This is a genomic window from Azohydromonas sediminis (assembly GCF_003574675.1).
GTDB lineage: Bacteria > Pseudomonadota > Gammaproteobacteria > Burkholderiales > Burkholderiaceae_C > Calidifontimicrobium > Calidifontimicrobium sediminis.
In genome coordinates this window covers 1-12,129 of sequence record NZ_QOAZ01000053.1, presented here as the reverse complement: position 1 = coordinate 12,129, position 12,129 = coordinate 1, and the positions used below count along the sequence as shown (strand labels likewise).

The window sequence follows — 12,129 nt, the reverse complement described above, 5'->3', positions numbered from 1 at the left end:
AGCCGCGCCAGCTCGCGTCCACTGCCCACGCCTTCGAGCGTGGCGTACAGCCACAGCGCAAACAGGATGCGCGGGTCGATCGCCGCGCGTCCGGCGTTGCTGCCGCGCGCCTTGATCGCATCGGTCAGCCGGCTCAGGTCCTGCCGCTCGACGTAGCCCCATACCAGCCGCGCTCGGTGATCCTCGCCCAGCAGCGACTCCAGGTCCGATGCTCGCAGTTCGATCTGCTTGCGGTTGGGCTGCAGCAGCCGCGGCGGCTGCGCGCGCAGCGCAACGGCTCGCGCTTGCGCGGCGGCCTGCACCGCTTGCTCATCGACGCGCACCAAGTCCTCGAACAAAACCCCGGCCACGCTGTCTTGGTGCTTCGGATCGCTCATGCCCAACAGCAAGCCAGAGACATGCCAGCACGAGGGCAGCGGAAGAAAAACTCTCACGCTCTCAGGCCGCGCGCGGCGCCGGCTGCAGCGGCCGCGCCAGCACCTCGAGCAGCGCGCGGTACAGCGGCAGGAACGCGAGCAGGCTGATGACCAGCTTGGTCGCGTAGTCGACGAGCGCGATCGACACCCAGTGCTCGGCCATGAAGGGGTCGCTGCTGCGGTGGAACGCGACGCCGAAGAACAGCGCCGTGTCGAGCGCGCTGCCCACCACGGTCGAGGCCGCCGGTGCCAGCCACCACTGCGGGCGGCGACGCAGGCGGTCGAACACCGCGATGTCGACGAGCTGGCCGACGACGTAGGCCACCAGGCTCGCGAGCGCGATGCGCGCGACGAACGTGTCGAAGCCGGCGAGCGCACCGAAGCCCTGGCAGCGCCCCTCCTGGAACAGCACCGAGACGACGTACGACGCCAGCAGCGCCGGGCCCATCACGCGCGCGACGACGCGACGCGCCGGGCGCTGCCCGAGCAGGCGCACCGTGAGGTCGGTGGCGACGAACACGAGCGGGAACGTGAACGCGCCCCACGTCGTCAGCACGCCGAACAGCTCGAGCGGCCACTGCACGAAGTAGTTGCTCGCGACGATGATCGCCAGGTGCGCGACGGCCAGCGTCGGCACGCGGAACCAGCCGGGGGCGGCGCAGGTGAAAGAAGCGGTGGGGCCGGCGTCGCGCTCGCGCGCGCCCGGCGGCGTGGAGGGTTTCATCGCGATCCTTTTTGATGGTGGGGTGAGGGAACCCACGGGCGCTTCCCCGGCAGCGGGGGGCGTCCTGTCGTCGCCTCGGCGGCGAGGGGCGCAGTGTAGCCGCGACCGGCGCGGCGCGCTGGGCTCGGCGCTCAGCCGCCCGCGCAGCGGGCCGTGCGGGCGCGCTCTTCTTCCTGCAGCCGCAACACGCGCCGCTGCACCTTGCCGGTCGTCGTCATCGGCAGCGCGTCGACGAATTCGATTTCCTTCGGGTACTCGTACGGCGCGAGCTGGCCGCGCACGTGACGCTGCAGCTGCTCGACGAGCGTGGCGTCGCCCGCGTGGCCCGGCGCGAGCACGACGTAGGCCTTGACGACCGCGCCGCGCTCGGCATCGGGCTTGGGCACGACGGCGGCATTGGCCACCGCCGGGTGCTTGACGAGGCAGTTCTCGACCTCGCTCGGGCCGATGCGGTAGCCGGCGGCCTTGAACACGTCGTCGCTGCGCCCCTGGTACCAGAGGTAGCCCTCCCCGTCCATCACCGCGGTGTCGCCGGTGCGGCACCACGAGTCGGTGGGGTCGCCGGTGAACTTGGCGCGCGTGGCCTGGTCGTTGCCCCAGTAGCCGAGGAAGAAGACGGGGTCGGGGTCGCCGTGCACGTCGCGCCGGTGCACCGCGACGTCGCCGGGCACGCCCGGCGGGCATTCGCGCCCTTCGTCGTCGATCACGGCGACGCGGTGGCCGGGATAGGCGCGGCCCATGCTGCCCGGGCGCTGCGGCCAGCCGGCGTGCCAGCGGCCGTCGGCACTGCGCCAGCGCCCGCAGTTGCCGACGACGTAGTTGATCTCGGTCTGGCCGAACATCTCGTTGACCGGCACGCCGAGCGCGTCGCGCCCGTAGGCGAACACGGCGTCGCCGACCGCCTCGCCGGCGCTCATGACGGCCTGCAGCGCGAGGCCCGGGTAGGTGCCGCGCGGATCGGGCACGGCCTTCATCATCGCCTTGAGCGCGGTCGGGAAGAGGAAGGTGTGCGTCACGCGGTGACGCTGCATCAGCTCGAACGCGCGCTCGGGCGCGAAGCGGCCCTGGAAGGCGACGATCTCGCGCCCGAAGTACAGCGTCGGCAGCAGCGCGTCCCACAGGCCGCCGGTCCAGGCCCAGTCGGCGGGCGACCAGAACACCGAAGGGCTCCCGTCGGACGTGTGCGGGAACCAGTTCTGGCTGCAGACGAAGCCGCTGAGGTTGCCGAGCATCGCGCGGTGCGGGATCAGCGCGCCCTTGGGCGGACCCGTCGTGCCGCTGGTGTAGATCAGCACCGCGGCGTCGTCGGCGCGCGTGGCGACGGCGTCGAACGCGTCGCTCTCGCGCGCGAGCAGCGCCGTGTAATCGGCGTCGCCGCTGCCCGCGGCCCCGCCGACCGCGACGACGTGCTTGAGCCCCGGGCACTGCGGCCGGGCCGCGAGCAGGTTCGCGATCGCGGTCTCGTCGACGATCGCCACCGCGGTGCCGCTGTCGCGCAGGCGGTACTCGAGCGCGTCGGGGCCGAAGAGCATCGACAGCGGCATCGCGACCGCGCCGAGCTGGTAGACCGCCAGGTGCGCCACCGCGGTCTCGACACGCTGCGGCATCACGATCGCGACGCGGTCGCCGCGCGCGACGCCGAGCCGCCGCAGCGCGTGCGCGAGGCGGTTCGCGTCGCGCTGCAGCTCGCCGTAGGTCACCGCGCCGGCCGCACCGTCGTCGCGCTCCCAGCGGATCGCCACCGCCTGCGGCGTCGCGCGTGCCCACCGCCGCCCGCAGACGGCAGCAACATTGAACGTGCGCGGCACGCGCCAGTGGAAACTGCCGTGCAGGTGGGCCCAGGCGTCGTCGGTCGTCATGGCCCTGAGCTTAGGGCGGCGGTGCCGGCGCGGCCATCGGCGCTGTCACCGATCGGCTGCAGCGCCGGCCGGTGGGCGTGCGAACCGCTGCAGCGCCTCGCCGGTGACGCGGCAGATGCGCCAGTCGGGCAGCACGGTGGCGCCCATCGACTCGTAGAAGCCGATCGCGGGCGTGTTCCAGTCGAGCACGCTCCACTCGAAGCGGCCGCAGCCGCGCTCGACGGCGAGTGCGCCGAGCCGCTCGAGCAGCGCGCGGCCCAGACCGCGGCCACGGTGCGCCGGCTGCACGTACAGGTCTTCCAGGTACAGCCCGGGCTTGCCGAGAAAGGTCGAAAAGTTGGTGAAGAACAGCGCAAATCCGACGATCGGCGTGCCCGCCGCGCCGGCAGCGCCGTCGACTTCGGCGACCAGGCACTCGGCCAGCGGGCACTCGCCGAACAGGTGCGGGTGCAGCGACGCGGGCGTGACCTGCAGCAGGTGCTCGAGGCGTTCGTAGGCGGCCAGCTCGGCGATCAGCGAGACGATCGCCTCGAGGTCGGCCGGCGTGGCGGCACGCAGCCGTGCCGGCGGCAGCGGGAAAGCAGCGTTCATCCCGGCATGGTAGCCGTGGGCCGCGCGGCCGCCGCTGGCCGTTCAAGTCCGGCCGCCGCCAGCCGAAACCCCCGGCAGCCGCGGCCCCGACGCCGCGGCACTGCAAACGAAGAAGGACTGTTGGGAACTGTCATGGCCTATGCCCCGCTGGCTGCGCTGCGCGACCGCATCACCGTCGGCGCCCCGCTGCCGTTCAACGTGCGCGACGCCGATGGCACGCTGCTGCTGGCGCGCGAGCAGGTGCTGCGCGACGAGCGCGAGCTCGACTCGCTGTTCGAGCGCGGCACGCTGGTCGACCTCGACGAGGTCTACACGCCAGCCGAACGCATCGCGACCGCGCCGCGCGAGGAGCTGCCCCGCCTGTGGGAGGAATGTTTCGACCGCGTCGACGACGTGCTGCGCCGCTGCGGGCACGCGCACTTCCGCGAGGCGCTCGACGACGCCAGCGCGCCGGTGGCCGCGCTCGTCGAGCGCGACCCCGACCTCGCGCTGTTCCAGGTGCTGCGCGCCGACGCCAACCCGCTCGTGCAGTACGGCGTCAACCACTCGATGCACACCGCGATCGTCTGCCGCCTCGTCGCCCAGCGGCTGGGCTGGGACGCCGACAGCACGCAGCGTGTGTTCAAGGCCGCGCTGACGATGAACGTCTCGATGCTCGAGCTGCAGGGCACGCTGGCGTTCCAGGGCACACCGCCGACGCGCAGCCAGCGCGAGCAGATCCTGTCGCACCCGCAACGCAGTGTCGAGATGCTGCGCCAGTCGGGCATCACCGACCGCGAGTGGCTCGACGCCGTGCTGCAGCACCACGAGACGCCCGACGGCGCCGGCTACCCGCAGGGCCTGACCGAGATCGGTGACCTCGCGCAGCTGATCCGCCGCGCCGACGTCTACACCGCCAAGCTCAGCCCGCGCGCCGGCCGCGAGGCGATCAGCGCCGACCGCGCGGGCCGCGAGATGTTCATGAGCGAGCCGGGCCACCCGATGGTCGCGGCGATGGTCAAGGAGTTCGGCCTGTACCCGCCGGGCTGCTTCGTGATGCTGGCCTCGGGCGAGATCGGCATGGTCGTCAAGCGCGGGCCGGCGGTGAACAACCCCGTCGTCGCCGTGATGACGACGGCCAAGGGCGAGCCCTGCCCCGAGCCGATCCGTCGCGACACGTCGTTCCCGGCGTACGCCGTGAAGTCGGTGCTGCCGGCGCGCCACCTGCCGGTGCGCGTGCAGCAGGAGATGATGGCGCAGCTGCTCGTCTGACGCGCGCCGGCGCTGTCGCCGCGGCGGCAGCGCCGCGCACCGCGCTGGCCTACAGTGCGGCCATGACTGCCGCATCGTCGTTCGCGTCGTCCCCGCCTGCCGTCTACACGCCGCGCCGCCCCGGCGTCTCGCGCCGGGTGCCGGTGCGCGGGCTCGACTACCACGTCACCGTGTGGGGCGAGCCCGACCCGACGCAGCCGCCGCTGGTGCTGGTGCACGGGTGGATGGACGTCGGGGCGTCGTTCCAGTTCGTCGTCGATGCGCTGCACGAGGTCGAGGGCGTCGAGCGCCACGTGATCGCGCCCGACTGGCGCGGCTACGGCGGCACCGTGTCGCCGCCCGTCGACAGCTACTGGTTCCCCGACTACCTCGGCGACCTCGACGCGCTGCTCGACGCGCTGGCGCCCGCGCGCGCCGTCGACCTCGTCGGCCACAGCATGGGCGGCAACGTCGCGATGCTGTACGCGGGGGTGCGGCCGCAGCGCGTGCGCCGCCTCGTCAACCTCGAGGGCTTCGGGATGCCGGCGACGACGCCGGCGCAGGCGCCGGGCCGCTACGCGAAGTGGCTCGACGAGCTGAAGACGCCCGTCGAGCTGCGCAGCTACGACGACCTCGCCGCGGTCGCGGCACGGCTGCTGAAGAACAACCCGCGGCTCACGCCCGACAAGGCGGCGTGGCTCGCGCCGCACTGGGCCGAGCGACGTGCCGACGGCCGCTGGCACCTGCGTGCCGACCCGGCGCACAAGCGCATCAACCCGATCCTGTACCGCGTCGACGAGGTGCTCGAGGTGTGGCGGCGCATCGAGGCACCGGTGCTGTGGGTCGACGGCGACCTCACCGACACGACGGCGTGGTGGGGCCACCGCTACCCGCGCGACGAGTTCGAGGCGCGGCTCGCCGTGGTGCCGAGGCTCGAGCGCCACCGCCTGTCGCCTTGCGGCCACATGCTGCACCACGACCAGCCGCTGGCGCTCGCGCGGCGGCTAGCAGCCTTCCTGGCCTGAGCGCACGACGGCTGCGAGCCGCCACGCCGCCGCGCCGCGCGGCACGCCCGTGCTGGCGGCCGCGCGCTCAGTGCGGCCCCATCCAGCGCCGGCTGTCGGCCAGCTTGCGCAGGTCGGCGAAACGCGGCGTCGGGCCGCACTCGCGCTGCACCGCCGGCCACAGCGCGAGCAGCAGCTCGGCGGTGGCCAGCGTGTCGGCGGCGGCCTGGTGGCGGCGCAGGCACGTGATGCCGAACACCGCCATCCACTCGTCGAGCGAGCGCGCGCGCACGTCGCGGCGCACGACGGCGGCCACCGGTTCGAGGTCGAGCCACGGGTTGGGCGCCACGCGGCCGAGCACGGCGCGTGACGCGCGCCCGATCATCGCGCGGTCGAATTCGGCGTGGAAGCCCAGCAGCGGCGAACGGGCGACGTAGCGCTCGAAGTCGGCCAGCGCGACGGCCGGGTCAACCCCGGCGCGCTGCTCGCCGACGCCGATGCCGTGCAGCAGGATGTTGTCGCGGTCGATCGCGGCCGGCTCGCCGGCTGCGGCGTCCTGGCGCAGCACGACCTCGAAGCTGTCGTGCAGGTCGATCACCGGCTGCGGCGTGAAGCGCACCGCGATCGCCGCGATCGCGAGCAGGCGGTCGCGCGTGACGTCGAGCCCCGTCGTCTCGACGTCGACGACGACCCAGCGCGCCTCGTCGACCTCGGGCGCACCGCCGAACCAGCGCTGCAGCAGGCTCATCGCTGGTAGTCCAGTTCCATGCGCTGCTGCAGCATGCGACCGACGCGGAACACCTCCTTCAGCACGCGGCGGTCGATGTCGCTGAGCTGCCCCAGGTCGACGAGGTTGGGGTTGTCGGCGTCGCCGCCGCCGTGGCCGTCGGCACGCTCGATCTGCACGCGCAGGCGCAGCATCTGCAGGAACTCGAACGCCTCGGCCCAGGTGCGCGCCTCCTGCGCGTCGACCTTCATCGGCGCCGCGGCGGCTTCGAAGCGCGCGCGCGTGCCCACCGCGCCGATGCCGTTGGCGAGCGCGTACAGCCGCGCCGCGTCGACGAAGGGCATCGTGCCGTTGAGCTTGAGGTCGAGCCAGCGGTGGCCGTCGCGGTCGCGCGTCTCGATCGCACCGCGCCAGTTCAGCGGCACGCGGTTGCGCAGCGCGTTCTCGGCCATCTGCTTCATGAAGCGCGGCGTGTTCGCGGTGGCAGCGAGGACGCGCTCGCGCAGCGGCTCGGCCAGCGACTCGCGACCGGCCACGGCACGGAAGTCGAAGTAGATGCTCGCGTTGAGCAGGTCGGTCGGCGAGCCGTGGTCGACCCATTGCGCGAAGCGCGCGAACCACTCGTCGGCCGTCAGGCAGCACTGCGGGTTGCTCGCCATCACGTTGCCCTTGCACAGCGGGTAGCCGCAGGCGTCGAGCGCCTCGTTGACCTCGCGCGCGAACGCGAGCCACGCCGGGCGGTCGCGCTCGGGGTCGTCGCTGACGAAGATCAGCCCGTTGTCCTGGTCGGTGGCGATGGTCTGCTCGCCGCGACCCTCGGAGCCGAACGCCAGCCAGCACGCGCGCTGCAGGTCGAGCCCGTGGCGCGCGGCCGTCAGCTCGACGAGGCGCTGCGCGACGAGGTCGTTGAGGTGGCTGATCAGCTCGGTGAGCTGGCGCGCGCCGACGCCCTGGCCGAGCAGGTTGCGCGCCAGCCGGCGGATGTCGGCGGCCACCGCGGCCAGCGTCGGCACGTCGGCCGCGACGCGGATCGCGCCGCCGACCTGCTTGACCGAGAGCTTCTGCATCGCGAACAGGTCGCGCTCCGAGACGATGCCGACGACCCGCCCGCCGTCGGTGACCGGCACGTGGCGCAGCCCGTGGCGCGACATCAGCAGCGCGGCGTCCTGCGCGGTGTGCTGCGCCGTCAGCGTCAGCACCGGCTGCGACATGACTTGCGCGATCGGCGTCGACAGCGGCACCTGCGGCAGCGTGACACGGCCGAGCAGGTCGTGACGCGTCAGGATGCCCAGCGGCGCGCCGGCGTCGTCGGTCACCAGCATCGAGCCGATGCGCTTGTCGTGCATCAGCTGCAGCGCCTGCGCCAGCGGCGTGGCCGGCGGCACCGTCACCGGCTGCTGGCGCGCGATCCGTCCCAGCGGGGTCTCGAGCGACTGCTCGGCCAGCGTCTGCGACGAGAAGCTCGACTGCAGCGCACGGCGCGACATCTCGAGGAACTTCATCATCCTCGCGTTGAGGAAGTCGGCCAGCGGCGCCGACTCGGCGGCCAGCGCGCGCAGCGCCTGCGCCGGCACGCGCAGGCAGAAGCAGTCGCCGTCGGCGGTGTAGGTCGAGGTCACCGCGCGCTGGTTGAGCGCGGCACCGACGGGGAACAGGTCGGCGGCCTCGATCTGGAAGCTCAGCGCGCCGTCGCCGCGGCGCCGCCCGGTGACGGCGCCGCGGCGCACCCACCACACGTGCTGCACGACGCCGTCGTCGGGCGAGAGCACCTTTTCGTCGGGTGCGAAGTAGACCTGTTCGGCCGCCGCGACGAAGCGCTCGACGTGCGCCGGCGCCATCTGTGCGAACGGGGGGTGCTGCGCCAGTTCGGCGACCAGCTCGGCGATCAGGCTGCGGGAGGGCGTGTTCATGTCCACAGCATAAAAAAACCGGGGCCCTCGCGGGCCCCGGTTGGATCAACAAACCGACGGATCGGGCGTCAGGCCTTGGCCGGCTTCAGGTCGGGGTAGCGCACGTGCTCGACGAGCTCCTGCGTCTCCCGCTTCGGCGCCGGCGTCAGCAGGCTGACGATGATGATCACCGCGAAGCCCAGCGGCACGCCGAACACGCCCGCCGAGATCGGCGAGATCCCCCACCAGATGTGGTCGGCGACCGGGCTCGTGACACCGAAGACGCCGCGCAGCCACGGCTGCGTCATCACCATGTAATAGAAGGTTATGCCCAGGCCGGCGATCATGCCTAGCGACGCGCCCCACTTGGTCGCACGCTTCCAGAAGATGCCCAGCACCAGCGCGGGGAAGAACGACGCAGCCGCGAAAGAGAACGCCGCCGACACCAGGAACAGGATGTCCGCCGGCTTCTGCGACGCGACCCAGGCGGCGAGCAGCGCGACGACCAGCAGCAGTGCCTTCGACACCGCGACGCGGCGCGCCGTCGAGGCGTTCGGGTCGAGCATCTTGTAGTACAGGTCGTGCGACAGCGCGTTGGCGATCGTCAGCAGCAGGCCGTCGGCGGTCGACAGCGCCGCCGCCAGACCGCCGGCGGCCACCATGCCCGAGATCACGTACGGCAGGCCCGCGATCTCCGGCGTGGCCAGCACGATGATGTCGCCACCGATCCTCATCTCGCCGAGCTGGAAGATGCCGTCGCCGTTGACGTCGGACACCTGCAGCAGCGTCGGGTCGACACGCTGCCAGTTGGCGATCCACGCCGGCAGTTCGCTGAACGACGTGCCCACCAGCACGTTGAACACCTCGTACTTGACGAGCACCGCGAGCGCCGGCGCCGTGAAGTACAGCAGGAAGATGAAGAACAGGCTCCACGTCACCGAGCGGCGCGCTTCACGCACCGACGGTGTCGTGTAGTAGCGCATCAGGATGTGCGGCAGCGCGGCGGTGCCCACCATCAGGCAGAACACCAGCGCCAGGAAGTTGCGCCGCGACTCGTTGAACGCCTTCTGCGCCGCGGCGTCGCCGTTCGGGTCGCCGGCGAACGGCTGCGCGTGGCGGGGCATGCCAGCCAGCGGTTTGGCGCGCGCGTCGGCGGCGGCCTTGTCGGCGGTCCACTTCTTCTTGGCCGCCTCGGCGTCGGCCGGCAGCGCCTTCAGCGCGGCTTCCGTCGCCTGGATGTCGGCCTGCGCGCCGTTGGTCGAGCGCAGTTCCTCGAGCTTGGTCTGCAGCGCCTGGCGTTCGGCCGCGAGCGCGGCCGCCGGGTCCTTCAGCTTCTCGGCCAGCGCGTCGGAACGTGCCTTGAACGCGGCGATGACCGACTGCTCCTTCGGATCGGCGATCAGCTGGGCCTCCCGCTCGGTGACCTTCTGCAGCTGGTAGCCGTAGACGGCCTGCGGCACCGGTACGCCGGTCTGTTTCACCGACAGCCACACCACCGGGATCATGTACGCGATGATCAGAATGATGTACTGCGCCACCTGCGTCCAAGTGACGGCGCGCATGCCGCCGAGGAACGAACACACCAGGATGCCGCCGAGGCCGACGAACACGCCGATCTCGAACGCCAGCCCCGACAGCCGCGCCGTGATCAGGCCCACGCCGTAGATCTGCGCGACGACGTAGGTGAACGAGCACAGGATCGCGGCCAGGATGCCGATGAAGCGCGGTAGGTTGCCCTCGTAGCGCGCGCCGAGGAAGTCGGGGATCGTGAACTGGCCGAACTTGCGCAGGTACGGCGCGAGGAACAGTGCAACCAGGCAGTAGCCGCCGGTCCAGCCCATGATGAAGGCCAGGCCGCCGTAGCCGGTCAGGTACAGCGTGCCGGCCATGCCGATGAACGACGCCGCGCTCATCCAGTCGGCGCCCACCGCCATGCCGTTGTAGACCGCGGGCACGCGCCGGCCGGCGACGTAGTACTCGGCGGCGTCGGTCGTGCGGCTCATGATGCCGATGCCGGCATACAGCAGCACGGTCGCGAGCAGGAAGATCAGGCCGATCCACGTGCGCGGCAGCCCCATCTGCTCGAGCACGGCGAGCACGAGGATGAAGGCTAGGAAGCCGCCGGTGTACCAGCCGTAGACCTTGTTGAGTTGCTTCTGGAAGGCCTTGTTGGAGCTGGCGCTGAACACGCCACCGCCACCGGCCTCGGGAGTCATTCCAGCCATGTCAGTCCTCCTCAGCCTCGGCCACGCCATATTCGCGGTCGAGGTTGTTCATGTAACGGGCATAGACGCCGATGATGACGACGTAGACGATCGGCGCGCCCTGGGCACCGACCCAGAAGCTGAACGGCCATCCGAAGAAGGTGAAGTTGAGGTCGCGGGCGAAGTAGCCCACGACGAACGTCACCACGAACCAGATGGCCATCAGAACCGCGGTGATGCGCAGGTTCTTCGACCAGTACTGGCGGTGCCTCTCGGTCAGTTGCATCGCATTGCCTCCAACGTTGCCAAACCTCCGGACGGTCCGGAGCCCCTTCTCACACCCTCGCCGTGCCGGCGTGCCGCGCCGCCGTCACGGCGCCAACCCGGTCTCGCGCTGCAGCTGCGTTGCCACCTGCGGCTCGAAACCCTGCAGGTGGCGGATGATCTTGCGTGCCTCGTCGGCGTCGTGCCGGTCGGCGTAGACGCGCGCGAGCTGGTACCACCCGTACGGGCTCATCGGCTGCAGCTCGGTGTTGCGCTTGAGCGCGGCGATCGCCTCGTCGACGCGGTCGAGCCGGATCAGCACCAGCCCGAGGCCGTACCAGGCCCGGTCGAGCTTCGGGTCGAGATCGAGCGCGCGGCGGAACGCCGGCTCGGCTTCGGCCGAGCGGCCGGCACCCTCGAGCAGGAACGCGAGGTTGAACCAGTCGGCGGCGCTGCGCGTCGGGTGACGCGAGATCAGACGCTGCGCGTCGCGGATCGCCTCGTCGCGTCGCCCGAGCTGCGCCAGCACGTGCGCGCGGCTGGCCAGCGCGTAGGCGTCGTCGGGCCGCAGTGCGAGCATCTCGCCGAAGGCGATGGCCGCCGCCTCGAGCCGGCCCAGCAGCAGCCACAGCAGCGCGCGCAGCTTCAGGCGCCAGTAGTCGAAGCGGTCGTCACTCATCGCCGGCAATCGGTGTAGCCCATCTGCACGCACGTCAGGTAGCCGCGCTCGGCAAAGACGACGAAGCTCGCCAGCAGCAGCAACGCGAACGTGATGATCGGCACGTGCTCGTCGGCCACCTTGGCCGGCGTCAGCCTGCGCACGACGAACGTGAACGGACGCGCGACGAGCCGCAGCGTCGTGTAGAAGAAATTCGTCTCGCGCCGTGCACCCGCGAGCACGTACAGCACCCCCTGGCCGAGCAGCGCCAGCATCGGGATGTACAGGACGACTTGCAGGATGTTGAGGAACTCGAGCATCGCGTCGCCGGTGTCTGCCAGCGGGTCGCCCGGGGTGGGCGGCCCGCGCCGAACACGGCCGTTGTGTTGGGGGCGAATGGTGTGCGGGCGGCGCTTACCGATTTCTGACAGTGGCAGGGGGGCTTCTCGCTATCCTCCTTCGGACTTACCCCTAGGGAAACGCTGATCAAGTCCTCCGCATCGTAGTGGCGTGCGTTGAAGGAGTCGACGCAGGTTCGGAGGGCGACGATGAAGCAGATGACC

The 12,129-nt window shown here is 71.5% G+C and carries 12 protein-coding genes; 2 read left to right on the top strand and 10 right to left on the bottom strand.

Going from position 1 to position 12,129, the window contains the following annotated elements; genetic code table 11:
- The 4 genes from DRV96_RS16960 to DRV96_RS16945 all read right to left on the bottom strand — a co-directional run.
- Window positions 1–377, bottom strand: a 377-nt coding sequence (locus tag DRV96_RS16960; protein ID WP_473199550.1) for a transposase, incomplete at its 3' end; no start/stop codon positions are given.
- Between the two features lie 61 nt (window positions 378–438).
- Entirely contained in the window at window positions 439–1,140 is a 702-nt protein-coding gene (locus DRV96_RS16955; RefSeq protein WP_119293361.1) for a 7-cyano-7-deazaguanine/7-aminomethyl-7-deazaguanine transporter, read from the bottom strand.
- 131 nt (window positions 1,141–1,271) lie between these two features.
- Window positions 1,272–2,999, bottom strand: a complete 1,728-nt coding sequence (locus tag DRV96_RS16950; RefSeq protein ID WP_119293359.1) for an acetate--CoA ligase — start codon at window positions 2,997–2,999, stop codon at window positions 1,272–1,274.
- Between the two features lie 45 nt (window positions 3,000–3,044).
- Window positions 3,045–3,590, bottom strand: coding sequence for a GNAT family N-acetyltransferase (locus tag DRV96_RS16945; protein WP_119293357.1), 546 nt, complete (start codon window positions 3,588–3,590; stop codon window positions 3,045–3,047).
- 132 nt (window positions 3,591–3,722) lie between these two features.
- Between DRV96_RS16945 and DRV96_RS16940 the strand changes: the two genes are divergently transcribed.
- Both DRV96_RS16940 and DRV96_RS16935 read left to right on the top strand, forming a co-directional pair.
- The gene (locus tag DRV96_RS16940; RefSeq protein WP_119293355.1) at window positions 3,723–4,841 is read left to right on the top strand and encodes an HD-GYP domain-containing protein; all 1,119 of its coding nucleotides are present in this window, start codon (window positions 3,723–3,725) and stop codon (window positions 4,839–4,841) included.
- 62 nt (window positions 4,842–4,903) lie between these two features.
- Entirely contained in the window at window positions 4,904–5,845 is a 942-nt protein-coding gene (locus tag DRV96_RS16935) for an alpha/beta fold hydrolase (protein ID WP_119293353.1), read from the top strand.
- Between the two features lie 67 nt (window positions 5,846–5,912).
- Here the strand turns inward: DRV96_RS16935 and DRV96_RS16930 are convergent, their stop codons facing one another.
- The 6 genes from DRV96_RS16930 to DRV96_RS16905 form a co-directional block, all read right to left on the bottom strand.
- Entirely contained in the window at window positions 5,913–6,572 is a 660-nt protein-coding gene (locus tag DRV96_RS16930; RefSeq protein WP_119293351.1) for a 3'-5' exonuclease, read from the bottom strand.
- Entirely contained in the window at window positions 6,569–8,461 is a 1,893-nt protein-coding gene (locus DRV96_RS16925; RefSeq protein ID WP_119293349.1) for a DUF294 nucleotidyltransferase-like domain-containing protein, read from the bottom strand. The genes DRV96_RS16930 and DRV96_RS16925 overlap by 4 nt, the downstream gene beginning before the upstream one ends.
- Before the next feature lie 68 nt (window positions 8,462–8,529).
- Window positions 8,530–10,665 carry a sodium:solute symporter family protein gene (locus DRV96_RS16920; protein WP_119293347.1) on the bottom strand — a complete coding sequence of 712 codons (2,136 nt, stop codon included), beginning with the start codon at window positions 10,663–10,665 and terminating at the stop codon, window positions 8,530–8,532.
- Between the two features lies 1 nt (window position 10,666).
- Complete coding sequence (locus tag DRV96_RS16915) at window positions 10,667–10,930, bottom strand: DUF4212 domain-containing protein (protein WP_119293345.1); 264 nt, start codon at window positions 10,928–10,930, stop codon at window positions 10,667–10,669.
- An 84-nt stretch (window positions 10,931–11,014) separates the two neighbouring features.
- On the bottom strand, window positions 11,015–11,587 hold the full coding sequence (locus DRV96_RS16910; protein WP_119293343.1) for a tetratricopeptide repeat protein: 573 nt from the start codon (window positions 11,585–11,587) through the stop codon (window positions 11,015–11,017).
- Entirely contained in the window at window positions 11,584–11,886 is a 303-nt protein-coding gene (locus tag DRV96_RS16905) for a hypothetical protein (protein ID WP_119293341.1), read from the bottom strand. The genes DRV96_RS16910 and DRV96_RS16905 overlap by 4 nt, the downstream gene beginning before the upstream one ends.
- Window positions 11,887–12,129 lie beyond the last annotated feature (243 nt).